Raw genomic sequence first — 24,597 nt, 5'->3', positions numbered from 1 at the left:
TCCCTTGAGACGATGGGTCGATTCATGCGTTGGTTCTTTGCCGCGGAAATTTGCGAGCGATCAGGCGTGGCACGCGCGGCAGCATGCCGAGCACGAGTCGCGTATGCATGGCGGTGATGCGAGCGTTGTCGCGCCACATGCGGAAGTGCGAAAGGCCGTTCTCCGGGTAGATGACCCGGGTAGGCAGGTTACGCACCGGCACGCCGCGCCAGAAGAGCCGCACTGCGATCTCGGTGTCGAAGTCCATGCGCGAGGGCAGGGGCTTGCGCGCGATTTCCGCCCGCGTCTCGTCCAAGGGATAAAGACGGTAACCGCACATCGAATCGTCGATGTCGAAGGACAGCGTCTCCAGCCAGACGAACGCGTGGGTGAGGTAGCGGCCATAGAGGCGCGCGCGGGGCACGGAGTCGTCGTAGATCGGTCGGCCACAGACCATCGCGTTCGGTACCGCACGGCCGGCCTCGAGAAAGCGAGGCACGTCATTGGTGTCGTGCTGTCCGTCGGCGTCGATCTGCAGCACGTGGCTGTACCCGGCCGCATGCGCCGCGATGAAGCCCGCGGTGAGCGCCTTGCCCTTGCCGCCGTTCACCGGCAGGCGGATCAGGCGCAGGTCATCGCGTCCTTCGACCAGGCGGTCGAGCGCGTCGCGCGTCTCAGCGTCGGACCCGTCGTCCACCAGGAACACGGGAAGGCCGTGCGCGACGAGCGCATTCGCCGTGGCGCCGACGGTGCGGCCATGGTTGTAGACCGGTATGACGGCGCAGGGCGCGAACGTTCGCGCCGCATCGCGCGGTCCGGGCCTGCCCCCCACGGGTCCGCTCAGCGAACGAGCAGTGCCTGCACGGTGGCGACCACGTCGCCTACCGTACGCACGCTCTTGAAGTCTTCCGGCTTGATCCGGGTGCCGGTCATGTCCTGCACCTGGATGGCAAGATCGATCGCGTCGATGCTGTCCAGCTCCAGATCCGTGAACAGATTGGCATCAGGAGTGACCTTGGCAGGGTCGATCTCGAAGGTCTCATGGAGGACGGAGCGCAGGCGCGCGAGCACGTCATCGGAGGTGAAGGTTTCGGCTGGGATCGCGCTCATAGCTCGGTAAGTCCATTTCATCCCCGGACGGGCGTGTCCACGTCCCGAAGGACAGCGGCGCCACGCGCCACCACCGAGGCGACGAAGTGATCGGAATGCGTTGGTTGTCGCCGCCCCCTCGGGCGACTCCCCTGACCCAAAAGCATCGCGTAGGCAAAGCCTTACATGAGCATTCGGGCTCGGAAAGTGTAACAGATCACGATCGCGAGCAACGGGTTCTTCACATTTGCGTCTCGCGTACGGAGGCGCGTCCGCTCGGACAGTGGTTGTCCTCGGACGTCCTGCCGGGGCCGGGATGCCCCGAGGACCCCCGGCCCAGCGCGCCAGGGGACCGCTAACGCGTTCCGCTCAATCGTCGTCGATCAGCCGCACGTTCATGGCATACGGCGGCCCATCGACGCCCTGTCCGATGTCGAATTCGACGCGGTCGCCTTTCCTCAGGCGTGGGGCGCCGGGAGGCATGCGGAACGTCGGCTCGGAGGAGGTCGTATCGTCCGGGGGGACATGCGTCTGGCCCGGATCGTTTCCCTCTCGCGATTTGCGCTTGCTCATTGCAGCATCCTCCCTTGCCGTTGGGGATGATGGCGTCTGCCCGGTCAGCTCACCTTGGTGACTTCTTCGGCTTGCAGGCCTTTCTGGCCCTGAACCACCTTGAACTCCACCTTGTCGCCTTCCGCCAGGCTCTTGAAGCCGTTCCCCTGGATAGACCTGAAGTGAACGAATACATCCGTTCCGCTTTCTCTGGAGATGAAGCCAAAGCCCTTCGCATCGTTGAACCACTTCACCGTACCCGTCTCACGTGCACCGCTGTTCATGACCGCCTTTGCTCCTTCGATGAATGACCGTGGCGGTGCAAAACACGGCAACGCCGAGATCACGCTGCGCCGACTCGCATACACCGTCAATCAGCCAAAAGACCAGGCGCAAAAACGGAAAAAGCCGCCGGTTTCCCGGCGGCTTTCGTTGTCCACTGCGTGGCGATTACTGCCCGCGCATGCGGCCCTGGAAGCGCGGTGCGCCGTTGCCCATGTGCGGCAAGCGGATCTTGCCGATCGCGCTGATGCGCTCTTCGGCCATGCGGTCCGCCGCCTTGTAGGTCGGGATGCTGTCGCGCGCGGCGATCTCGAAGATGCGACCGACGTTGTAGTAGATCGTGCGCATCATGCGCATGGCGCGCTCGCGGTTGTAACCGTCGATTTCCAGCGAGACGTTCATCACGCCACCGGCGTTCACGGCGTAGTCCGGGGCGTAGACGATGCCGCGGCGAGCCAGTTCGTCGCCGATCGCGTCCGTGGCGAGCTGGTTGTTGGCCGCGCCGCAGATGATCTTCGCCTTGATCCGGTCGATGGTCTGCTCGTTGACCGTGCCGCCCAGGGCGCACGGGCTGTAGACGTCGGCGTCGACGTCGTAGATCTCGTCCAGACCCACGGCCTCGCAACCCAACTCGTCGACGCAGCGCTGCACGGCGTCCTTGTTGATGTCGGTGACGAACACCTTGGCACCCTGCTCGCGCAGCAGCTTGATGAACTCGCTGCCGACGTGGCCGCAGCCCTGCACGGCGTAGCTGTACTTGCCGACGTCTTCATTGCCGTGCTTGTGCTGCAGCGCGGCCATCAGGCCCTGCAGCGTGCCGAACGCGGTGAACGGCGACGGATCGCCCGAACCGCCATGCACCTGGTGCACGCCGGTGACGTATTCGGTTTCGCGGTAGACGTATTCCATGTCGTTGACGTCGATGCCGACGTCTTCGGCCGTGATGTAGCGGCCGTTGAGCGAATTCACGAAGCGGCCGAAGGCGCGGAACAGCGCTTCGGACTTGTCCTTGGAGGGATCGCCGATGATCACCGCCTTGCCGCCACCGAGGTTGAGGCCGGCCACGGCGTTCTTGTAGGTCATGCCGCGCGACAGGCGGAGCACATCGTTGACTGCATCCTGCTCGGTCTTGTACGGCCACATGCGCAGGCCGCCCAGCGACGGACCCAGCACGGTGTTGTGGATCGCGATGATGGCCTTCAGGCCGGCGTCTTTGTTATGGCAGAAGACGACTTCTTCGTGGCCCGTGTTGGCGATGGTTTCGAAAATCATCGAACGCGTTACTCCGGTGACAAGCGGCGGCAGCACCGCCTTTAGGTGGAAACCGGCGGTGGGGACCACCGGGTGGATGGTGACCGTCCAAAAAAATCGCCCCGGCCTTGGAGGCGGGGGCGATATGTCGTGTCAGCTACCTAGTTTAAACCGTTGCGGGGCTCCGTGTGGGTGCGGCGCAACAGAGCGTGGTCAACGGTGCCAATGCGGGTCGCGGTACCAGGTCTCACGCTCGATGCGCCAGCCGTGGCCATAAGGGCGCCACACGGGCGGGCGATAAACGTACCCGGGGCGGCCGGCGTACCAGTGGCCGCCGACCCATACGTAGCGACCGCCGTACCAGTTCCAGTAGCCCGGCGCCCAGACGTAGCCGGCGCGCGGCGGCGGTACGCGCTCCCAGCGCGGCGGAGGCGGGCGCGTGCCGACGGTCACCGAAACGTACTCCCGCGCAGCGGCGGGCGGCGTATAGGTCGCGGCGCCAAAGGCCAGGCCAGCGGCGGCCAGGGCGGCGAGGGTGCGGATGGGAAAGGTCATGGCGTGTGCCTCCTTCGGCGAGCCCGCGATCGCGAGCGGTTCGCGAGCCAAAACGCGATGCCTTGCGACGGGTTGACCTCGCTACGCCTGGACGATTCAGCTTCGTGAAGGGCGTGGCATCGGGTACGCCTCGGCTACCATGGGCCGTCTCATCAGCGCATCGTCTGCCTCCATGAAACCTCCTCGCCGTTTCGGCGTGCGCACCGTCGCGACCCTCCTGGGCCTCCGTCTCGCCTACCGCATGGGCAGCCGGTTCGCCCCCGCGCGCACCGTGGCGCATGCGGCGCGCGTCTTCCAGACGCCGCTACCCAGCAGTCGCGAGCGCGCGGCTCATGCCTTGAGGACGACGTCGGCCCGCCGGGAAACGGTCGAGGTGGACGGCGACGCTGTCGCCACTTATGTATGGGGCGACCCTGCGAACCAGCCGTATGTGTTGCTGGCCCACGGTTGGTCGAGTCTCGGCCTGCGTTGGGAATCCTGGGTGCCGCACCTGCTCGCCCGAGGCTGGGCTGCGGTGGCCTTCGACCAGCCGGCGCATGGACACAGTGCGGGCGGGTTATGCACGCTGCCGGACTTCGTGCGCACGGTGCAAGCGATGGGACGGCACTACGGGGACGCGGAAGGCGTGGTCGGCCATTCGCTCGGTGGCGCTGCGGTGACCCTGGCGCTCGATCACGGCTGGACAGCGAAGCAGGTGGTCCTGATTGCGGCCGCGGCCGATCCACAGGGCGCGACGCAACGCTTCGCGCGTTTCGTGCGTCTTCGTGAGACCTTGCGTCCCGCATTGCACGACGCGCTGGCCGCGCGTACGGGCATCGCCATCGACGAGCTGCACATTCGGCACCACGCACCGCGGCGAGGGCAGCCTTTGCTCGTCATCCACGACGCGCAGGACCGCGAGGTACCGGTGGAAGAGGCACGCGCGTACGCGGCGCACTGGCCGGGCGCACGCCTTCTGATCACGCAAGGCCTGGGTCACCGCGCCATCGTGGACGACGATGCGGTGATCGAGACGGCGCTCGCGTTCCTCTCAGGAAGCGAGGCTGCATGAGCGCTCGCGTTGCGCCGCAGCATGGGGCGGTGACGCCCGCGCAGTAGAATTCCGGGGTTCCCAACGCCGTTGCCGTCTTCCCCGGAGTTCCCATGAGTTCGCAGCCCAAGCACATTCCCGCCAGCAGCACGGACGCGGAGGCAACGCCGCTGCGCTTTGTCACGGCGGCGAGCCTGTTCGACGGGCACGATGCCGCCATCAACATCATGCGGCGGATCATTCAGAGCCAGGGCGCAGAGGTGATTCACCTCGGCCACAACCGCTCGGTGGAAGATGTGGTGCGTGCAGCCCTCCAAGAAGACGCCGATGCCATCGCGTTGTCGTCGTATCAGGGCGGCCACGTCGAATACTTCAAGTACATGGTGGACATGCTGCGCGAACGCGGCGCGGGCCATGTGCGCGTCTTCGGCGGCGGTGGCGGCACGATCACGCCGGAAGAAATCAGGGAACTGCAGGCGTACGGCGTGGAACGCATCTATCACCCGAACGACGGCATGAAGCTCGGTCTGACGGAAATGATCGAGGACGTGATGGCCCGCACGCGCGAGGCGGCCAGCCGTCGCGTCACGGTGGCGCCGCCTGCCGCCTCTGTGGATGACGAGATTTCCATCGGCGCGATGCTCTCTGCCATCGAGGAGGATCGCCTTGGCGACGAGGAACTGGCCCGCCTGCGCAAGGCGTGGAAGCTCGCCGGTGGCAAGACGCCCGTGCTGGGTCTCACCGGTACCGGCGGTGCGGGCAAGTCGTCGGTCGTGGACGAACTGCTGCTGCGCTTCCTGCAGGCCTTCCCGCAGATGCGCATTGCCGTGCTCGCCGTCGATCCGACGCGCCGTCGCAGCGGCGGCGCGTTGCTGGGTGACCGCATCCGCATGAACTCGCTGCGCAGCCCGCGCGTCTACATGCGTTCGATGGCGACGCGTCGCCAGCATGCCGCCACGTCCGTTGTGCTGCACGACTGCATCGATTTCCTCAAGTCACAGGCCTATGACCTGGTGATCGTGGAGACCGCCGGTATCGGTCAGAGCGATTCGGAGATCGTGGACCTCGTCGATTTCCCGGTCTACGTGATGACCAGCGAGTACGGCGCGGCCAGCCAGCTCGAAAAGATCGACATGCTCGACTTCGCCGAGCTGGTGGTCCTCAACAAGTTCGACAAGCGCGGCGCCGAGGATGCCCTGCGCGACGTGCGCAAGCAGTGGAAGCGCAACCGCGTGGCGTTCCAGCTCGCCGACGACGCCGTGCCGGTGTACCCGACGATTGCGAGCCAGTTCAACGATCCGGGCGTGACCTGGATGTTCGCCAATCTGTGCCGTCTGCTGCGCGACAAGCTCGCCTTGCCGGAGTCGGCGTGGACGCCCGATGTCGACACGACCCTGCGCGAGCCGCGGGCCACGGTGCTGATTCCCGGTCAGCGCGTGCGCTACCTCGCCGAGATCGCGGAGCAGGGGCGTGGCGTCAACGGCGCCATCGCGAAGCAGGCCGAGGCGGCCAGCAAGGCGCAGCATTACTACGAATCACTGAAGGACATCGGCGACGAGGCGCTGCCGCGTGCGCTCGATCTCTACGATCACGGCCTGCTTAACGTCAGCGGCGACCGCTCGCTGGCGACCTTGCGCCAGCGCTACAACGAAGCGGTGCGCGAGCTGTCGAGCGAGGCCATCGGCCTGCTGCGCGAGTGGCCGGCACGCTTCGAATCGGTCACCGCCGAATTCAACGAGTATCAGGTGCGTGACAAGGTGATCCGCGTGGAGAACTACCGCGAATCGCTGAGCCACCAGAAGATTCCCAAGGTATCGCCGCCGAAGACGAAGGACTGGGGCGACCTCTTGTCGTTCCTGATGCGTGAGAACCTTCCGGGGCATTACCCGTACACCGGCGGTGTGTTCCCGTATCGTCGCGCAGGCGAGGATCCCACCCGCATGTTCGCGGGCGAGGGCACACCGGAACGGACCAATCGCCGTTTCCATTACTTGTCGCTGGGCGGTGGCGCAGCACGCCTGTCCACGGCCTTCGATTCGGTCACGCTCTACGGCGAAGATCCGGCACCGCGCCCCGACATCTACGGCAAGATCGGCAACTCGGGCGTTTCCATCGCCACGCTCGACGACATGAAGAAGCTGTACTCCGGCTTCGATCTCTCGGCGCCGACGACCTCCGTGTCGATGACGATCAATGGTCCCGCGCCGATCATCCTCGCCATGTTCATGAACACGGCGATCGACCAGAACGTCGAGAAGTACCTCAACGAGGATGCCTCGCGCTGGGAAGCGGCGAACAAGCGCATTGCCGAGCTGTATCCGGACGGCAACCGTCCGCGCTATCACGGTGAGCTGCCGAAGGGTAACGATGGCCTCGGTCTTGGCCTGCTCGGCGTGTCGGGCGCGGAAGTGGTCGATGCCGAGACCTATGCACGGATCAAGGCGTACACCCTTGCGACCGTACGCGGCACGGTGCAGGCGGACATCCTGAAGGAAGACCAGGCGCAGAACACCTGCATCTTCAGCACTGAATTTGCCCTGCGCATGATGGGCGATATCCAGCAGTACTTCGTCGATCACAAGGTGCGCAACTTCTACTCGGTGTCGATCTCCGGCTACCACATCGCCGAAGCCGGCGCGAACCCGATCAGCCAGTTGGCCTTCACCTTGTCGAACGGCTTCACCATCGTCGAGTACTACCTCGCACGTGGCATGAAGATCGACGACTTCGCACCCAACCTGTCGTTCTTCTTCTCCAACGGCATGGACCCGGAATACACGGTCATCGGTCGCGTGGCCCGCCGCATCTGGGCCCGCGCCATGCGCGAGCGCTACGGCGCCAGCGCGCGTAGTCAGATGCTGAAGTACCACATCCAGACGTCGGGCCGTTCGCTGCACGCGCAGGAGATCCAGTTCAACGACATCCGCACGACCTTGCAGGCGCTGTACGCGCTGTTCGACAACTGCAACAGCCTGCACACCAACGCATACGACGAGGCGATCACGACGCCGACCGAGGAAAGCGTGCGCCGCGCGGTGGCGATCCAGCTCATCATCAATCGCGAGCTGGGCCTCAACTTCAACGAGAACCCGTGGCAGGGCAGCTTCGTCGTCGACGAACTGACCGACTTGGTGGAAGAGGCCGTGTACAAGGAGTTCGAGGCGATCAGCGAACGCGGCGGCGTGCTCGGCGCGATGGATACGATGTACCAGCGCGGCAAGATTCAGGAAGAATCGATGTACTACGAGCACCTGAAGCACGACGGTACGCTGCCGCTCATCGGCGTGAACACGTTCCTGCCGAAGGACCATGGCGGCGAGATCGCTACGGAAATCGAGCTGATCCGTTCCACCGAGGAAGAAAAGGGCCAGCAGATCGACAACGTGCGCCTGTTCGGCAAGGCCCGCAACGACCTCGCTCCCGAGAGCCTCAAGGTTCTGCAGAAAACCGCACGCGACCGCCGCAACGTCTTCGAGCAACTGATGCAAGCCGTGCAGAACAACTCGCTCGGCCAGATCAGCCACGCGCTATACGACGTGGGTGGCGAGTATCGGCGCAATATGTGACGGTCAGGGTTCCCGCGTCGATCGGGAACCCTACTCAGGCGTTCGCGTGAGTCGACGTTTGCTCGCTTTTTTCCTGGCTGCGTTGACGGTCTCTACGGCATGGGCCGATGAACGGGTACGTCGCGTGCTCTTCATCGGCAACAGCCTCACCTATGTCAACGACCTGCCCAATGCGTTTGCCTCTCTTGCGCCACCGGGGACACATATCCAGGTCGACATGATTGCCAGTGGCGGCGCCACGCTGGGGGATGCAACGGGCAATCCGTCGGTCAGTCGCGCGCTGGCCGAGGGCGGCTACACGGACGTGGTCCTTCAGGAGCGGGGTGGCGAAGCGTTCTGTCCGTCGGTCTGCCAACAGAACGCCGCTGCCAGCTTGCCGGCGATGCAGTCGGCGAGAGACCTCTCGCGCAGGGCGCGCGCCAGCGGCGCGCACGTGTTCTACCTCGGCACATGGCAATCCAGCAAAGAGACGAACGAAGCGCTGGAATTTGGGGAGAGGGCCATTGCCAAGGCGAACGACGCTACGTACATCGAGATCGCCGAGCCGCGCCGGAAGCTCATGTTGACGCGTCCTGAGATGGCGTGGACACATGCGGACCGTCAGCATCCCGGTTATGCCACCACGGCCATGATGGCGTTGCGCACATGGCGTGCCGTGTTCCATGCGATGCCTGCGGCCGCACCGTGCGTCGCGGGCGAGGTGCATTATCACGCGCCGAAGCCGGACGGCGTGTTGCACATCGATACGTCGGCGACGCCGCGGACCTGTCTCGTCGCCGAGGATGAAGTGCCCGTGCTGGCGGGCGGCTGACGCAAGGGCGCTTCCGCTCAGTCCGTGCTGCTAGGCTAACGGCCGGGCAAGCAGGGGCGGATGTATGGCGGAGGACGGGTCGGCGGTGTCTATGTGGCAGCCATCAGCGGCGTGGCGGCTGTTCTTTACGGTGGTGATGTACCTCTATCTGGGGATGATCTTTGCCTTCATCGCCGCGCTGCTCGGGTTTGGATCGCTACATCGGTTTCATGCCTTGCTGTTGCTCATCGGCGCGTTCGTCGTCTCGATCGTGGTTCATGAAATCGGCCATTACGTCGCGGCGCGACAGCTCGGCATGCAGGTGTTGCGCCTGCGTCTGTGGTGGCTGGAGATTGCTCCTCTGCGGCGCGGCTGGCGATGCCGGATCAAACGCTACGCGCACAAGATGCCGACGGGCAGCGTACTGGCCCTGCCGGCCGTGGACAGGCCATGGCGTCGCGCCTTCATCGTCTTTGCCCTGGGCGGCGTTGCGGCGAACGTGCTGCTGTTGTCGATACTTGGCGCGGCGCTGGCTTTCGTGCGCAGCGATGGGGCCGCCATCGCGCTATGCTTGGTGTCGTGCATATGCGCCATGCCGTTGGTGAACCTGCTTCCCATAAAAGCCGTGGTGGACACCGACGGCATCGTCGCGTGGCGCTGGTGGCGCCATCCGCCCGCCGAGTCGGATCTGCTCGGTATGCGCGCCTTGTCGCGGCTGATCTCGGGCACGCTATTGTCCGCCTTGCCACAGGACGAGGCGGCGGCCTTTGCCAGGCTGAGCGAGGCGCATGCCGTGTATTACGCGGTGGTCCTGCATCAGGAGCGGGGCGAATGGCGCGAGGCAGCGGCGCTGGGCGATGCTCTGGACGCGGCCGTGCCAAAGAATGCCGCACTTCGATCCGCCTATGCGGAGCTGATCCTGTACGTACGCGCGGAAATCGCTTTTTCGCGCGCTGCTGCGGATCGGGACGCCTCGTTTTTGCCGGATAGTAAAATGCTGCGACAGGTGCGTTGGGCCCACGACTGCCTGCCGGCGCGCTGCGGCGCATTCCGCGCCTGGTTGCAGGGAGACGCCGGGAAGGCCGACGTGATGGTGCGTGAGACCCTGCGTCGAGCCGCGTTGAGTATCGAACGCGCGTCGCCACAAAGAGAGCGCCTCCTGCTGGAGACGCTCTTTGGCAGGGCTGTCTGATGCATTAGGGGAGGACGACGTGCAGCGTGCTTTCCCCTTGGATGTTGTAATCGGACAGCGTGCGCTTGTCCTCGAGTTGCTTGCCGGCGAAGATGAGTCGCTGGCTCTCAGGAGGAGGCAGGCCTTCCTGGTCGGAGAGCTTCTGTTTGACGTTGTCGATTGAATCGGTTGGCTCGACCTGTAGCGTAAAAGTCACGCCTGTCAGCGCCTTTATGTAGATGTTCATATCGCTTCCTTGCAGTGATGCTCCGTTTCGTCTTCTTACGCCAGTACCCGTTAAATCACGGTAATCCAGTACCAGCGTCGCCGATAATTACAGGGCCAGAGGCAAAACTTGCGATTCGGCTGCGCCAAACGCCAATTTGCCCTCTGAAGGTGCTCATCCTGGCCATTATTGTGTGGTCCCATGAGGGCGCTGCGTCGGCGTTAGTTTGAACTCGATCCGCCATTCGTAGTCCCATGGGCCTTGGTCGTTGCGGGAGCGGTACGTTGAGCAGTCAGTCGTCGGGTTCGAAATGGGTTGCGGGTTTGCTGGTCGTGGCGATTGCGGTCGCCGTGGGCATTTTCGTCTACCGCGAGAAACAGGCGCGGGATGCCGCGGCTGCACCGACCGCGGAAGTCGCGCCTTCTGCCGCGGCACCGCAAACGCCAGGGCACGACGCGACGGCGCCGCTGCATCCGGTCGATCCGGCCTCCGCGGGTTCCACGTCACTGCCGACGCTTGACCAGAGCGACGACGCGATCCTGTCGGGTTTGCTCGCGCTTACCAGCGACGACGCGTTGAAATCATTGCTTCGCCAGGACGCCATCGTGTCGCGCATGGTGTCCACGATCGATGCGCTGCCCAAGCAGACGGTCGGCATGAACGTGCTGCCGCTGCGTACGCCCACGGGACGTTTCCAGGTGCAATCCGACGATGGCATGTTCGTCGAGTCGAAGAAGAACCTCGATCGCTACGAGACTTATATGTATGTCGCGGATCGGATCCATCCGCAGGCCGCTGCCGCCTGGTACAAGCGCAACTATCCGCTGTTTCAGCAGGCCTATCGCGACCTCGGCACGGGTGGATATTTCAACGACCGCCTGATCGAGGTGATCGATCACCTGCTGGCCGCGCCGGAGCCCAAAGGCAAGCTGCAACTGATTCCGGCGAAAGTGGGTTACGTGTACGCGGATCCGAACTATGAGCAACTGTCGGTGGGACAGAAATTCATGATTCGCGTGGGTAAAGCCAATGAGGCGAAGCTGAAGGAGAAGCTGCGGGCGCTGCGCGAGGCGATTGTGGCCGACGCGCCTGCTGGCGCGTCGGCGGGGTAGTTGTGTGGGAGCCGCCATGGCGGCGAGGGGAGCTTGCTGGTGGGAGCCACCCTGGTGGCGATGGGAATCTGCATCGGCCGCTTCATCGCTCCGTTGGCTTATCGCCAGCAGGCTGGCTCCCACCGGTGCTTTGGCTTATCGCCAGCGGGCTGGCTCCCACCGGTGATTTGGCTTATCGCCAGCAGGCTGGCTCCCACCGGTGATTTGGCTTATCGCCAGCGGGCTGGCTCCCACCAGTGCTTTGGCTTCTCGCCGCTATAGCGGCTCCCACAACAGGTATCAGGGTTTCTTCGAGGGGTCGCGCACCGGCACGCTGATGTTGCACAGGTCGATCTTGCCGGCGGGGCGGGTGTAGAAGTCGTCGCGGCGGTTGCGCTTGGCTTCGACCACGGCGGCGAAGGTCTTGCTGTCCGTGCGCAGCACTTGAATCGGCGTGCGTTCGGCTTCGGGCACATCCGCCGCGAGACGCACGCTCTTGATCGTCACGCGTTGCTCGGGCTTGTCGTAGAAGCCCATGGGCTCGCCGCCGCGCGGGTAGGCCGAAAGAATCTCCATGCCCTTGATGACCTTGCCGGCCACGGCCAGGTTGCGGTCGAGGTTGCGCGGCGCCTGGCCGATGATTGCGTAGAGCGAGCTGCCGTTGCCGCTCTCGGCTCCGGTGTCGCGAGCGACGCCCACCGTGCCGTAGCAGTGCGTGATCCACGCCTCGCCCTTGCCGTCTCGTGCCACGGGGAAGCCATCCGAGAATCCGACCTCGGGTGCGTACACGTCGCCGTCCGGCAGCTTCGTGAAGGGATAGGGTTTGCCATCCTTGCGGGTGAACTCGGGGGCGAGGGTTTCCTTCGCGGTACCGAGGCTCTTCGCTTTCTTCTTGTCGTCCCCGTCGGGGTCGCCCCATTGGGTAACGAAGTTGTCCTGCACGCGGATGATCTGCGTGCCGTCGAAGTAATGCTCGCGGACCAAGGTGCGGATGTTCGCGGCATGCAGCGGCGACCAGTCCTGCGCCAGTTCGATGACGACGCGGCCCTGCGGCAGGTCCATGTAGACCAGGTTCTGCGGATCGGGCGTTCGCCATTCGGCCGGAGTGGACTTCGCCAGCAGTTCCTTGGGCGTGGGCGATTTCTTCGCTTCGTCTGCCAGCGCGGGCAGGGCGAGCAGGAGAGCGAGAGCGAGACAGGTACGGGCGAGCATGAGATCCCCTGGGCTGATTGACCCAGGGGACGTTATCAGACGCACGCCGGTTGTAGGAGTTCGATCAGAGCCCCAGCACCGCCTTCGGCTCCAGATAGGCCTCCAGCCCAAAGCGTCCGTACTCGCGACCGAGCCCGGATTGCTTGAATCCGCCGAACGGCGCCTTCGGATCGTGGGTCAATGTGTTGACCATGACCCGACCGGCGTCGATGCGCGCGGCCACTCGCGCTGCACGCGCTGCGTTCGTGGAGTGCACATAGGCCTGCAGGCCATAGGACGTATCGTTGGCGATCGCGATGGCGTCCTCTTCGTCGTCGTAGCCAATGATCGACAGCACGGGCCCGAAGATCTCGTCGCGGGCGATGGTCATGTCGTTGCGTACGTCGGTGAATACGGTGGGGCGCACGAGCCAGCCGCGGTCGTAGCCGTCGGGCCGGCCTTCGCCGCCGACGAGCAGCCGGGCACCTTCCTCGATGCCCTTACGAATGTAGCCCTGCACGCGTTCCCACTGCTTCGCACTGACCATCGGTCCGATCTCGGTGCGTGGCTCGGCCGGGTCGCCGGAGACCGTGGCTTCGACCGCCGCCTCGGCCAGTGCCTCGAACTCGCCCATCCGCGAGCGCGGCACGAGGATGCGCGTGCCGGCGATGCAGGCCTGGCCGCTGTTCATGAAGCCTGCAGCGATCACCAGAGGCACCGTGGTCGCAAAGTCCGCGTCGTCGAGGATCACGCTGGGCGACTTGCCGCCGAGTTCGAGCGTCACGCGCTTCAGCGTCTCGGCGCTGGCGCGGACGATGCTCTTGCCGACGACCGTGGACCCGGTGAACGAGATCTTCGCGACGTCCGGGCTGGCGACGAACGTCTCGCCGACCACATCGCCACGGCCCGTCACGATGTTGAACACGCCCGGAGCTGCGCCTGCCTCGTGCAGGGCTTCGGTGACGATCTGGGTTTGCCGTGCGCTCATTTCACTGGGTTTGATCACGGCCGTGCAGCCAGCCGCGATGGCGGCGGCGAGCTTGCCGCAGATGAAACCGGCGTTGCTGTTCCACGGCGTGATGAGAGCAGCGACGCCCACCGGTTGCATCACCACGGTAGCGCTGCCCATGCGCCGTTCGAAGTCGAACTCGCGCAAGGTGTCGATGGCGTCGCGAAACACGTTGGCGGCGTGCGCAGCCATCCAGCGGCCGCGCGACGAGGGAGCACCGTATTCTTCGACGATCGCGGCGAAGAGCTCGTCCTCGCGCGCCGCCACGGCGTCGTGCATGCGTTGGAGCAGGGCAATGCGCTCGTCGATCGATGTGCGGGAAAACGCTGGAAACGCACGCTTGGCCGCGGCAATGGCGCAACGGGCGTCTTCCTCGTCGCCCAGGCGTACGGTGCCGATGACCGCTTCGGTCGCAGGGTTGTGCAGCGGGAAGCGCTCGCTGCCATGGGGCCGGACGAAGGCGCCGTCGATGTAGATCTGGTCGATGGAATACATGGGGGAGTTCCGTGGGAGGGGACCCGACCAAGGATGCGGCCGGGCTATTAGTCTGATAAGAAGGACAAACCTGGATGACCTATTAAGCAGGGGCGGACAATGCGCTCGGGCCTGACCGAACTGGAAGCCGTGGTGGCTGTGGCACGCCACGGCAGTTTTCGTGCCGCGGCGGCAGCGCTGGGCCTCTCCACGTCGGCGTTGAGCCAGGCGGTGGCGTCGCTGGAAGCGCGCATCGGTGCGCGGCTGTTCCACCGGACCACCCGCAGCGTCCGCCTGACCGAGGCGGGGGAGCGCTTCGTGGACGAGGTGGGCCCGGCGCTGGTGGACATCCGCGCTGCGATCGAGCGCGCGGGCGACGACGGTGGCGAGCCCTCCGGCAGCCTGCGCATCAATACATCGGCGGGCGCGGCGCGCTGGGTGATGGAGCCGCTGCTCATACCCTTTCTGCGCCGCCACCCTGACGTGCGCCTGGACCTCGTGACCGAGGACCGCCTGATCGACATCGTGCGCGAGGGCTTCGATGCAGGCTTCCGCACCGCCGACGTCGTGCCCGGCGACATGATCGCCGTCCCGTTCGGGCCACCCGTGCGTTTCGCGGTGGTGGGCTCGCCGGGCTACTTCGCGGAGCGCGGCTCGCCGCGCACGCCCAACGACCTCGCGAGCCACAGCTGTATTCGCGCGCGCATGCCGGCCGGGCATCTGTACCGCTGGGAATTCGAGCGCCACGGCGACGCGTTGGCGGTCGAGGTGGATGGGACGCTGACGTTGGACGAGCCGACGTTGATGCGCGACGCCGCGGAGGCCGGCCTGGGGCTCGCCTACCTCGCCGAATTCCACGTTGCCGGGGCATTGGCGGCCGGCCGGCTCCAGCGGGTGCTCGACGACTGGACGCCACCGTTCGATCGGCTATGCCTGTACTACCCCGGCCGACGCCACGTACCGGCTACGCTCCGTGCGCTGGTCGAGTTCATCAGGGAAACCGGCTGAGCCAACGCGCCGGACGCATCCCACCCTGATCGTGAGAATTTGCGCATGGCCCATGGGTCATGGCAAACCCTTGCGCTTCCGCAGGCATCCTTCCCGCAGGTTTTCACGCCCCGGATCGTCATGCGCTTGCGTTCACTCCTTTTCGTCGTCCTCGGCGCCGTCGTGGCGCTTCCCGTGCAGGCGGAGGTGACGATCGATGGGCATATCGACCCCGCGGAATGGCGTGGCGCTCAGCACATCGTGGACTTCCGGCAGACCCAGCCCTTCACGGGTAAGCCGGGCAGCCAACCGACCGAGGCCTGGGTGTTGTCCACGCCCAAGGGTCTTGCGGTGGCGATACGCGCTACGCAGTCGCCGGACATTCCGCGCTCCCGGCAGCAGGCCCGTCGCGACGAGAGCGCGCTGGTCGATCGCATCAACGTGATGGTCGACTTCAATGGCGACGGCCGCGTTGGCTACGACTTCGAGGTGAAGTCGCAGGGTGGCGTGGCCGACGAGGTCATCACCAACGAATCCGACTTCAGCTACGACTGGGATGGCCGCTGGGACCACGCCGTCAGCGAGGATGCGGATGGCTATTCGGTGGAAATGCTCATCCCCTGGTACATCGCGCCCATGCAGAAGGCGCATGGCGACGTGCGCACGATCGGGCTGTATCTCGATCGCGTCGTCGGCAGCACCGGCGAACGCATGGGCTGGCCGACCATCGCCTTCGATCAGGGGCGATTTCTCTCGAGTTTCCAGCGGGTGGAGTTGCCGGCGTATTCGCAATCGCTGGTCGCGGTCACGCCGTATCTCGTGGGCAGGGTGGATCGTGCCCATGGCGGCACGTCGTTCGAGCAGGGCGCCGACATTCTCTGGAAACCGAACGGGCAGACCCAACTCACCGCCACGATCAATCCGGATTTCGGCCAGGTGGAGAGCGACGACCTCGTGGTGAACTTCTCGCCCGAGGAAACCTTCTTCACGGACAAGCGCCCGTTCTTCACCGAAAACCAGGGCATTTTCGATTTCAGCCTGCTCGATGACGACTCGCAGCTCGTCTACACGCGCCGCGTGGGAGGCGCCTCCGACGATGGCCACGGCGCAGCGGACATCGCTGCCGCGGTGAAGGTGAATGGCAGCGTGGGTTCCACCAACTACGGCATTCTTACCGCGCAGGAAAAAGGCGATGCGGGCCGCACCTTCGGCGCGTTTCGCCTGAGCCAGAACCTGGGCTCGCAGACCTTCGGCATGCTCGCCACGCGCGTGAATCACCCGTATCTCGACCGCGACGCGAACGTGCTCGGCTTCGATCATCGCTGGCAGCCGAACGACGTCTTCACCATCACGAGCAACGTCGTGGGTAGCCGGATCGACCAGCCACAAGCCGACAGCAGCGGGCTCGGCGCCACCAGCATCGCCTATTGGCAAATGGACGACACATGGAGCCAGCAATGGCTCGGGATGTACTTCGGCCGGCGCCTGGAGATCGACGATTTCGGTTACCTCCCCCGCAACGACATGGCCTACCTGCATTGGGAAGCGCGTCGCCGTGTGACGGGACTGCCGGAGGATTCGGCCTATAGCTCGCACCTGTGGCGATACCGGATATCGGCGCTCGACAATACGCGCGGTCTCACCGTGCATCGACGATTCCGCATCCAGCGCGACAGCCGCCGACGCGACGGCGGTAACGAAACCTGGCGCCTGGACGCGTTCACATCCGCGTACGACGATCTGCTCACCCGCGGTGGCAACGCCTTGCATACGCCACCGACGGCCAAGTTGACCTACGAGCGTGAGCGTCCGCGCGTCGGTCGCTGGGCGTGGGAAGCCGAAGGGTTCGTCAAGGGCAATGCGCTCACCGGCTATCACCGGCTCGGTTACTACTTCAAGTTCACGCCGACGTACTTCATCACCGATGCGTTCAGCGTGTTCGCTGGCGCAAGCTACGAGTGGGACCCCAACTGGCTGATCTGGCAGCACGACAATCTGGTCGGCGCCTTCGACGGACGCACCATCGGGATCGACAGTGGCGTGAACTGGAACATCGGGAACAAGCAGGAGCTTCGGGTGAAGCTGCAGACGCTTGCCGTGGGGGCGAAGCTGCGCCGGGCGCTGGAAGTGACGCCGACGGGCGGCGCTGTGCCGAGCGACGAGCCGGTGGACGCGCTGGGCGTGGCTAACCTCGGTTTTCAGATCCGCTACCGCTACGAGATCGCACCGCTGTCGGACCTGTACATCGTCTACAACCGCGGCGGCTACGTGGACGACACCAACGACGACCTCGGATCGCAGTTCCGCCAGGGTTTCAGCCTCAAGGATGTGAACGAGGGCCTTGTGAAAATCGCTTATCGCCTGGAGTTCTAGGAATCCGCGGTCGTCAGTAGAGGAAGGCTTCACGCGGCCTGTGGCATTTCTCCGCGCCACGACGATTGGCGGAGAGGCACGTGCCACAGCGAGAGAACCCGGTGCCGGGGCGGACCATCGGCGAGCACGGCGTCATCGGCAATCTCGACACGGTGGCGTTGATCGCCAGCGACGGCACCCTCGATTTCATGTGCTGGCCGCACCTGGACAGCCCCACCGCGTTCGCGGCGCTGCTCGATCCCGACAAGGGTGGATCGTTTTCCATCACGCCAGCGCTCGATGACACACGTCGCATGCAGTTGTACGTGCCGGAGACGAACATCCTCGTCACTCGCTGGATGAGCGAGCAGGGCAGCGTGGAGTTGACCGACTTCATGCCGCATCCGGAGGCGAAGGTGCGTGTGCCCCGCTGCGTGGTGCGGCGCGTCCGCGTGCCGCGCGGCCGGGTGCGCATCGAGGCATGCTGCCGCCCGCGCCTCGACTACGCCGCCGGTGCCCCCGAGGCGAACGAATACGGCGACACGGTGGTGTTCGTGGACGGTGCGAGCGCGCTGCGCCTGGGTGCGTCGGTGCCGCTGACGACGGGCGACGGCGAGGCGCGAGCGACCTTCGAGCTGGACTCGCGCCAGGAAGCCTGGTTCGTACTCTGCGACGAGGAGTACGATCCGCTGGACGCCGCGGAGTGCAAAGCGGCGCTGGACGCGACCGCGGACGCCTGGCGCCATTGGACCCGACGGTCCAACTACCGTGGTCGCTGGCGCGAATACGTCGAGCGGTCCGCCCTGGTCCTCAAACTACTGACCTCGCGCCGGCATGGCTCGATCGCGGCGGCCGCGACGTTCGGCCTACCTGAAGCGACCGGCGCCGAGCGCAACTGGGATTACCGGGCGACCTGGATCCGCGATGCCTCGTTCACCGTCTACGCCTTCATTCGCCTCGGCTACATCGACGAGGCGGAGCACTTCCGGCGCTGGATCGAAGAGCGGATGGTGAATCTGGATGACGACGCCACCTTGAAGGTGATGTACGCCCTGGACGGGCAGGACGCTCGCGACGAGGACACGCTCGATCATCTGGCCGGCTATGCCGGATCGCAGCCGGTTCGCATCGGCAATGCCGCACGCTCGCAAACCCAGTTGGACATCTACGGCGAACTGTTGGACAGCATCTACCTGTCCAACAAGTACGGCACGGCGATCAGTCATGCGGGCTGGGAGCACGTGAAGCGGCTGGTGGAGCATGTGCGCGCGCATTGGCGCGATCCGGACGAAGGCATCTGGGAAATTCGCGATGCGCCCCGGCATTTCCTCCATTCGCGTCTGATGTGCTGGGTGGCGCTCGACCGAGCCGTAAGGCTGGCGGGCAAGCGTTCGCTACCCGGTCCGCTGGTGGAGTGGGCGCACGAGCGCGATCTCATCGCCGAAGACATCTGGGCGCACTATCGCCATCCGGAACACGGCTACTTCGTGCAGTCGCGCGGCGGTCGCGATCTGGACGCCGCGCTGCTCATGATGCCCCTGGTCCGTTTCGTCTCGGCCACCGATCCAGTCTGGCTGGCGACGCTGGACGCGATCGGCGAACAGCTCGCCGACGATGGTCTGGTGTTCCGCTATCGCAATGCGGACGGACTGGAAGGCGGCGAGGGGGCGTTCACCACCTGCACGTTCTGGTACGTGGAATGTCTTGCACGCGCCGGTCGTCTGCACGAGGCGCGCGAGATGATGGCGCGTGGCGTGCATTACGCGAACCATCTCGGGCTGTTCTCCGAAGAGCTGAGCCTGCGCGCGGAGCCGCTGGGGAACTTCCCGCAGGCGCTGACCCATCTGGCGTTCGTCAGCGCCGCGTATTACCTCGACCGGCAGCTTTCCGATCCGGACGGGCAGGTGTGGCAGCCCTAGCGGCAGATCAGATCTCGTTCTCGTCCGGATCCACGAACTCGATGGCGGCTTCGCGCGTGCCCGCCGTTTCCTCGGCGACCTCTCGCACGCGCTCGCCGATCTTCTCGTTGGGAACCTCGACTTCCAGGACGTAGGTACGCGAACTCATGTCGTCGGACAGGTTCTGCGAGCTCGAGTCGTCACGAAAACCCATCATGAGATCGTCGATTTCCTCCACCCGCTCGACCCTGTTCACGCCGTGGATGGCATTCATCACGTCGTCGAAGATGTCGCGGTCACCGGTGATGCGGAGCTGGATAACGGGCATGAGTGTCTCCTGGGCAATTAACGAACGATGCTGCGGCGGCCTATGTATGCCGGAGGTGTAGGCAGCGGCTACCATGGGTCTTTTCGAGCCGAGCCCATGGCCAAGACCTACGACCAGGCGTACTTCGACAAGTGGTACCGCAGTGCCGAGCACGCGGTGCGCTCCCCGGCCGAACTCCAGCGCAAGGTGGCGATGGTACTTGGACAGGCCGAGTTCTATCTTGGTCGCCCTGTGCGCAACGTGCTCGACGTCGGTTGCGGCGAGGCGCCTTGGCGCGCCGTGCTGCGGCGCCTGCGCCCCGGCATCGACTACCGCGGCCTGGAGGCCAGCGAATACGCGGTGGCCCGCTATGGGCGTTCGCGGAATATCGGTTACGCGCGCTTTGGGCAATTGGCGGAACTGCGTTTCGATACGCGGTTCGACCTGATCGTCTGCACCGACGTGCTGCATTACCTCGCGCCAGCGGAGATCCGCGCCGGCCTGATTGGCATCGGCGAGATGGTGGAAGGCCTCGCGTTCCTTGAGGTCTACACGCGCGAGGACGATCCGGGCGGCGACCGCCAGGGCTTCATCGGCCGGCCGGCACGCTGGTACCGCGAGGCGTTCGCGAGCCAGGGCCTGATCCCGGTGGGTTCGCAGTGCTATGCAAGCCCGCGGCTGGCCCGCCACGTGGCGTCGCTGGAACGACTCTGACCGTTACTGGTTTGCGGTAGCGGTGAACCAGGCGATGGTCGCCAGCGCATTGTTCGCTGCGTGGGCCACGAACGCGGGCCAGAGCGAGCCGCTGCGCACGCGCAGCCAGGCGCAGAACAGCCCCACCAGGATCAGATTGGGCACGGCGTACCAGAGCCAGCCCAGGTCGGGCAGGTGGACCGTGCCGAAGATGACCGCGGAGAGCACGATGGCCCAGTTGTCGCCGAGGCGGGTACGCAGGATGGACAGCAGCGCCCCGCGGAAAAGCAGTTCCTCGACCGCGGGCCCCACTAGAACGACCACGGGCAACAGGGCGATGCGCATGGCGAGATGGGCGTTGTCCGCGATCTCGCTGACCGCCTGGGTAACCTCGTGGTCGCCGGCCAGTAGCTGGGTGAGCAAGCCGCCGAGGACGGGCGCGGCAATGCCCAGCGCGGTGCCGATCGCCACGTAACGACCCTCGGGCTGCGTGAAGCCGAGGCCCTGAGCACCGGCGTCCGTGGCGCGTCCAACGCCCCAGCGCCGCAGCAGCAAGGCGAAGGTCAGGCTCGCCGAGCACAGCAGGGTAACCACGACCACGAGGATCAGGCGATCGGGCGCAGCCGGCACCTGCTCCGGATAGTGCCGCGCGATCAGCATCGAGATCCCGCCGAACAGGCCGCCGAAGGCGAACTGCATCACGAAATACGCCGCGATGCAGAGCACTGTCTCGATGACGCCGGGCGGTGCGCGAAGCGGGCGGGGCAGGGCGGGAGGGAAGGAGTCGTCGTAAGCCATGCGGCACCCTAGCCGACGCACGCGATACGGGCAACGACGCTTCCGACACAGAACGTCACGCCGCCCCTGTATAGTTGATCGCCCCTAAGGAGGAAACCGGGCGCCTCGACGCGCCGACTCATGTTCGCATTCGACTGGCTAGCCGACCCTTCGGCCTGGGCGGGTCTTCTCACGTTGATCGTGCTGGAGATCGTGCTCGGTATCGACAACCTCGTCTTCGTCGCGATTCTCGCGGACAAGCTCCATGCCCGGCAGCGCGATCATGCGCGACTCCTGGGCCTCGGCCTCGCGCTGGTCATGCGCCTGTGCCTGCTCGCCGCCATGTCCTGGCTGGTGACCCTGACTCGTCCCCTGTTCGAATGGAACGGCTTTGGCCTGTCCTGGCGCGACCTCATTCTGTTGATCGGCGGCGCGTTCCTTCTGTTCAAGGCCACGCTGGAACTTCACGAACGCCTCGAAGCCTCCGAGCACGACGACGGCAAGGCCGGGCGCCGGGCCAGTTTCTGGCTGGTGGTGGCGCAGATCGTGGTGCTCGACGCCGTGTTCTCGTTGGACTCGGTCATTACCGCCGTCGGCATGGTGGACCACCTCTCGATCATGATGGTTGGCGTGGTCATCGCCATGGCCTTGATGATCACCGCAAGCAAGCCGCTCACCGCCTTCGTCAATGCACGCCCGACGGTGGTGATCCTTTGCCTGTCCTTCCTGCTGATGATCGGCTTCAGCCTCATCGCGGAAGGCTTCGGGTTCCATATTCCCAAGGGGTATCTGTACGCCGCGATCGGCTTCTCGATCATGATCGAGGTGTTCAACCAGACCATGCGGCGCAATCGCCGCCGTTCGCTGCTGGTCGGGGGCCGGGCCATGCGCGATCGCACGGCCAAGGCCGTGCTGCGTCTGCTCGGCGGTACCACGGACGACGAGGCCGAGGGCGGCAAGGGCGAGGCTGCGCCGGAAGCGACCGAGGCCGCCGTCTTCGGCAAGGACGAGCTGGAAATGGTCCAGGGCGTGCTCGATCTCTCGCAGCGCCCCGTGCGTTCGATCATGACGCCGCGCACGGAGATCGTCTGGGTCGACCCCGACGAGGATCTGCCGATTCTGCTTACCGAGGCCCGCGAGTCCTCGCATCACTGGATGCTGGTGGCGCGCGGCGATCTCGACGCGCTGGTGGGTGTGGTTTCCTCGCGCGACCTGCTGGCGAGTCTCAACGATCACGGGCGGCTTGACGACGCCGTGGTACGCAAGCCGATCACGGTGCTGGAATCCCTCAGCGTGTTGCGGTTGATCGACGAATTTCGCCGTGCGCCGTTACAGGTAGCACTGGTGGTGGACGAGTACGGCAGCATTCTCGGACTCGTCACGCCGGCCGACGTGCTCGAAACCATCGCTGGCGAATTCCCCGACGAGACCCGCGAGGGCGATCCGTCCGCCGTGAGCGAGCCGGACGGAGCGTGGCTGCTCGATGCCAGCCTCGACGTGCGGCGTGTGGAGCACCTGCTGGGTCATCGACTGCCGGGTGCCGGCGAAGGCAACTTCGCCACGCTCGCGGGCTTCGTGCTGCAGCAATTGGGGCGTCTGCCGAGCGTCGGCGACCGCTTCGAAACCGATGGCCTCGCCTTCGAGGTCACGGCCATGGAAGGTGCCCGTATCCAGCGCCTGCGCGTGCTGGCGCTGGAACGCGACGAGGAGTAACGCTGCCTCCGGAAGTTTAGTTTGTGGGAGCCGCTATAGCGGCGAGAAGCCAACGAAGCGGTGTAGCGGTGAGGAAGGCCCCATCGCCAGCAGGCTGGCTCCCACCGGCAAGTAGGTCCCCACCGGCAAGTAGTAGCCCCCACCGGCAAGTAGTAGTTCCCGCCTGCACGTTTCCCTCGCCGCCATGGCGGCTCCCACAAGGAATCGGTGCGGTCAGGTTCCGGCCGCTTCCTCGACGGGCGTGGCGTTGTTTTCCATGATGGCCATGCCCATGCCGCCCGCGGCCATCAGCATCAGTGCCGCCCAGGCGATCATCGACACGATGTAACCCGGGCCGCGTCGCGCAGGGTCGCGAAGGTAGGCTGCGGCGTACCAGACGCGGCCTACCAGCCACACGAGACCCGCGATGCCGGCCCAGAGGGGATCGACGTACTGCGCGGCCAGCCATAGGGCCGGGATGAACATCACGGCGTTTTCCAGCGTGTTCATCTGTACTCGCCAGGCGCGCTCGAACGCCGGATCGCCGGAGATCGAAGGCGCCTTGATGCCATAACGTTCACGGGCACGGCCTACCATCCACACCGTAGCGAACATGAGGAGCAGGGTGAGAAGGGTGACGACGGCGGGGAGTTGGCTGGTCATAAATGATCCGTGGGTCGACTTCGACCGCGGAGTGTACCGGCAACGGTCTGTGCGAACATGCCTACAGCGTCTCGCTTGGGGCGCAACGTGAGGGGTTGAACCATGCTCTGGCAAAAAGGGCGTAGAAGCGACAACGTGGAAGACGCCGGTCAAGGCGGTGGCGGAGGTCCGTCGTTCGGTGGCCGTGGCTTGGGCATCGGCGGCATCATCATCCTCGCCATTCTCGGGCTGGTCTTCTTCAAGGATCCCACCGCATTGCTGGGCCAGGGCGACCCCGGCGCGACGGCGCCGCCGTCGACGCAACAGGCCCCCCATCAGGCGTCGGCCAACGATCCGCAGGTGGACTTCGTCCGCGCGATCCTTGGCGAAACCGAGGACACCTGGGGCGAGATCTTTGCCGCGAATGGGCAGCAGTACGAACAACCGAAGCTGGTGCTGTTCCGCAACGGCGTCCGCACCGCATGCGGGTCGGCATCGTCCGCGGTCGGCCCGTTCTATTGCCCTGGCGACCACCGCGTCTATCTGGACCTCGGCTTCTTCCAGGAGATGCAGTCGCGTTTCCACGAGGCCGGCGACTTCGCCCGTGCTTACGTCATCGCCCACGAAGTGGGGCATCACGTGCAGAACCTGGTGGGCGTCTTCGACAAGGTGAGTGACGCTCGTCAGCGTGGCGCACGCCTTGAGGGCGCTACGGGTTTGTCCGTGCGACAGGAATTGCAGGCGGATTGCTTCGCAGGCGTGTGGGCCAATCATTCGCAGCAACGACAGCACTGGCTGCAGCCGGGTGACATCGAATCGGCAATCAACGCAGCCACGGCCATTGGCGACGATGCCTTGCAGGAGCAGTCACAGGGCAGGGTGGTGCCGGATTCCTTTACGCATGGCACATCAGCGCAGCGCGTGCACTGGTTCCGCACGGGGCTGGACAGCGGTGATGTCGGCAAGTGCAACACGTTCTCGGGACCGATCTGA

The 24,597-nt window shown here is 65.2% G+C and carries 23 protein-coding genes; 11 read left to right on the top strand and 12 right to left on the bottom strand.

All coding sequences use genetic code 11. The features are described from left to right. Window positions 1-22: 22 nt before the first annotated feature. The 6 genes from BT115_RS05860 to BT115_RS05835 all read right to left on the bottom strand — a co-directional run bounded on the left by BT115_RS05860 (window position 23) and on the right by BT115_RS05835 (window position 3,708). The gene (locus tag BT115_RS05860) at window positions 23-811 is read right to left on the bottom strand and encodes a glycosyltransferase family 2 protein (RefSeq protein ID WP_072321544.1); all 789 of its coding nucleotides are present in this window, start codon (window positions 809-811) and stop codon (window positions 23-25) included. 8 nt (window positions 812-819) lie between these two features. Continuing rightward, window positions 820-1,089: an acyl carrier protein gene (locus tag BT115_RS05855; protein ID WP_072321543.1), complete on the bottom strand. Its 270-nt coding sequence runs from the start codon at window positions 1,087-1,089 to the stop codon at window positions 820-822. Window positions 1,090-1,437: 348 nt separating this feature from the next. Then, window positions 1,438-1,641 (bottom strand): hypothetical protein, encoded by a 204-nt coding sequence (locus BT115_RS05850; protein WP_072321542.1) that lies wholly within the window; start codon window positions 1,639-1,641, stop codon window positions 1,438-1,440. Between the two features lie 44 nt (window positions 1,642-1,685). Continuing rightward, window positions 1,686-1,904 (bottom strand): cold-shock protein, encoded by a 219-nt coding sequence (locus BT115_RS05845; protein WP_072321541.1) that lies wholly within the window; start codon window positions 1,902-1,904, stop codon window positions 1,686-1,688. A 166-nt stretch (window positions 1,905-2,070) separates the two neighbouring features. Next, window positions 2,071-3,174: a Glu/Leu/Phe/Val dehydrogenase dimerization domain-containing protein gene (locus BT115_RS05840; protein WP_072321540.1), complete on the bottom strand. Its 1,104-nt coding sequence runs from the start codon at window positions 3,172-3,174 to the stop codon at window positions 2,071-2,073. A 192-nt stretch (window positions 3,175-3,366) separates the two neighbouring features. Next, window positions 3,367-3,708, bottom strand: coding sequence for a YXWGXW repeat-containing protein (locus BT115_RS05835; RefSeq protein WP_072322276.1), 342 nt, complete (start codon window positions 3,706-3,708; stop codon window positions 3,367-3,369). Between the two features lie 172 nt (window positions 3,709-3,880). Between BT115_RS05835 and BT115_RS05830 the strand changes: the two genes are divergently transcribed. The 4 genes from BT115_RS05830 to BT115_RS05815 all read left to right on the top strand — a co-directional run bounded on the left by BT115_RS05830 (window position 3,881) and on the right by BT115_RS05815 (window position 10,286). Beyond that, window positions 3,881-4,759 (top strand): alpha/beta fold hydrolase, encoded by an 879-nt coding sequence (locus tag BT115_RS05830; protein WP_083527382.1) that lies wholly within the window; start codon window positions 3,881-3,883, stop codon window positions 4,757-4,759. A 92-nt stretch (window positions 4,760-4,851) separates the two neighbouring features. Next, the gene (locus tag BT115_RS05825; RefSeq protein WP_072321539.1) at window positions 4,852-8,304 is read left to right on the top strand and encodes a methylmalonyl-CoA mutase family protein; all 3,453 of its coding nucleotides are present in this window, start codon (window positions 4,852-4,854) and stop codon (window positions 8,302-8,304) included. A 46-nt stretch (window positions 8,305-8,350) separates the two neighbouring features. Next, window positions 8,351-9,115, top strand: a complete 765-nt coding sequence (locus BT115_RS05820; RefSeq protein WP_143144466.1) for a hypothetical protein — start codon at window positions 8,351-8,353, stop codon at window positions 9,113-9,115. Between the two features lie 91 nt (window positions 9,116-9,206). Then, entirely contained in the window at window positions 9,207-10,286 is a 1,080-nt protein-coding gene (locus tag BT115_RS05815; RefSeq protein WP_072321537.1) for a site-2 protease family protein, read from the top strand. Window positions 10,287-10,290: 4 nt separating this feature from the next. Here BT115_RS05815 and BT115_RS05810 read toward each other — a convergent pair whose 3' ends face one another. Continuing rightward, window positions 10,291-10,512, bottom strand: coding sequence for a ubiquitin-like protein (locus BT115_RS05810; protein ID WP_072321536.1), 222 nt, complete (start codon window positions 10,510-10,512; stop codon window positions 10,291-10,293). A 263-nt stretch (window positions 10,513-10,775) separates the two neighbouring features. Between BT115_RS05810 and BT115_RS05805 the strand changes: the two genes are divergently transcribed. Next, complete coding sequence (locus tag BT115_RS05805; RefSeq protein WP_177257383.1) at window positions 10,776-11,603, top strand: DUF3014 domain-containing protein; 828 nt, start codon at window positions 10,776-10,778, stop codon at window positions 11,601-11,603. A gap of 279 nt (window positions 11,604-11,882) precedes the next feature. On the opposite strand, the gene BT115_RS05800 is transcribed toward BT115_RS05805, so the two are convergent. Together BT115_RS05800 and BT115_RS05795 are read right to left on the bottom strand one after the other, a co-directional pair. After that, window positions 11,883-12,794 (bottom strand): peptidylprolyl isomerase, encoded by a 912-nt coding sequence (locus BT115_RS05800; protein WP_072321534.1) that lies wholly within the window; start codon window positions 12,792-12,794, stop codon window positions 11,883-11,885. A 64-nt stretch (window positions 12,795-12,858) separates the two neighbouring features. Beyond that, window positions 12,859-14,277: an aldehyde dehydrogenase family protein gene (locus BT115_RS05795; RefSeq protein WP_072321533.1), complete on the bottom strand. Its 1,419-nt coding sequence runs from the start codon at window positions 14,275-14,277 to the stop codon at window positions 12,859-12,861. Window positions 14,278-14,376: 99 nt separating this feature from the next. Here BT115_RS05795 and BT115_RS05790 point away from each other — a divergent pair, with 99 nt between their 5' ends. The 3 genes from BT115_RS05790 to BT115_RS05780 all read left to right on the top strand — a co-directional run bounded on the left by BT115_RS05790 (window position 14,377) and on the right by BT115_RS05780 (window position 19,514). After that, window positions 14,377-15,264 carry a LysR family transcriptional regulator gene (locus BT115_RS05790; RefSeq protein ID WP_072321532.1) on the top strand — a complete coding sequence of 296 codons (888 nt, stop codon included), beginning with the start codon at window positions 14,377-14,379 and terminating at the stop codon, window positions 15,262-15,264. Window positions 15,265-15,384: 120 nt separating this feature from the next. Further along, entirely contained in the window at window positions 15,385-17,616 is a 2,232-nt protein-coding gene (locus BT115_RS05785; protein WP_072321531.1) for a DUF5916 domain-containing protein, read from the top strand. Between the two features lie 80 nt (window positions 17,617-17,696). Further along, window positions 17,697-19,514: a glycoside hydrolase family 15 protein gene (locus BT115_RS05780; RefSeq protein WP_072321530.1), complete on the top strand. Its 1,818-nt coding sequence runs from the start codon at window positions 17,697-17,699 to the stop codon at window positions 19,512-19,514. A 7-nt stretch (window positions 19,515-19,521) separates the two neighbouring features. Here the strand turns inward: BT115_RS05780 and BT115_RS05775 are convergent, their stop codons facing one another. Next, the gene (locus BT115_RS05775) at window positions 19,522-19,821 is read right to left on the bottom strand and encodes a hypothetical protein (protein ID WP_072321529.1); all 300 of its coding nucleotides are present in this window, start codon (window positions 19,819-19,821) and stop codon (window positions 19,522-19,524) included. Between the two features lie 96 nt (window positions 19,822-19,917). On the opposite strand from BT115_RS05775, the gene BT115_RS05770 reads away from it, so the two are divergent. Continuing rightward, entirely contained in the window at window positions 19,918-20,514 is a 597-nt protein-coding gene (locus BT115_RS05770) for a methyltransferase domain-containing protein (RefSeq protein ID WP_072321528.1), read from the top strand. A gap of 3 nt (window positions 20,515-20,517) precedes the next feature. Here the strand turns inward: BT115_RS05770 and BT115_RS05765 are convergent, their stop codons facing one another. After that, window positions 20,518-21,291 carry a CPBP family intramembrane glutamic endopeptidase gene (locus BT115_RS05765; protein ID WP_072321527.1) on the bottom strand — a complete coding sequence of 258 codons (774 nt, stop codon included), beginning with the start codon at window positions 21,289-21,291 and terminating at the stop codon, window positions 20,518-20,520. A gap of 120 nt (window positions 21,292-21,411) precedes the next feature. Here BT115_RS05765 and BT115_RS05760 point away from each other — a divergent pair, with 120 nt between their 5' ends. Next, window positions 21,412-22,983 carry a TerC family protein gene (locus BT115_RS05760; RefSeq protein ID WP_072321526.1) on the top strand — a complete coding sequence of 524 codons (1,572 nt, stop codon included), beginning with the start codon at window positions 21,412-21,414 and terminating at the stop codon, window positions 22,981-22,983. Window positions 22,984-23,196: 213 nt separating this feature from the next. Here BT115_RS05760 and BT115_RS05755 read toward each other — a convergent pair whose 3' ends face one another. Further along, window positions 23,197-23,625 carry an MAPEG family protein gene (locus tag BT115_RS05755; protein WP_072321525.1) on the bottom strand — a complete coding sequence of 143 codons (429 nt, stop codon included), beginning with the start codon at window positions 23,623-23,625 and terminating at the stop codon, window positions 23,197-23,199. A gap of 102 nt (window positions 23,626-23,727) precedes the next feature. Between BT115_RS05755 and BT115_RS05750 the strand changes: the two genes are divergently transcribed. Then, entirely contained in the window at window positions 23,728-24,597 is an 870-nt protein-coding gene (locus BT115_RS05750; RefSeq protein WP_072321524.1) for a KPN_02809 family neutral zinc metallopeptidase, read from the top strand.

This window comes from Luteibacter sp. UNCMF366Tsu5.1 (assembly GCF_900119235.1).
In the GTDB taxonomy this organism is placed as follows: domain Bacteria; phylum Pseudomonadota; class Gammaproteobacteria; order Xanthomonadales; family Rhodanobacteraceae; genus Luteibacter; species Luteibacter flocculans.
The sequence above is the reverse complement of the archived record's forward strand: the minus strand, read 5'-3'. Positions and strand labels throughout refer to the sequence as shown.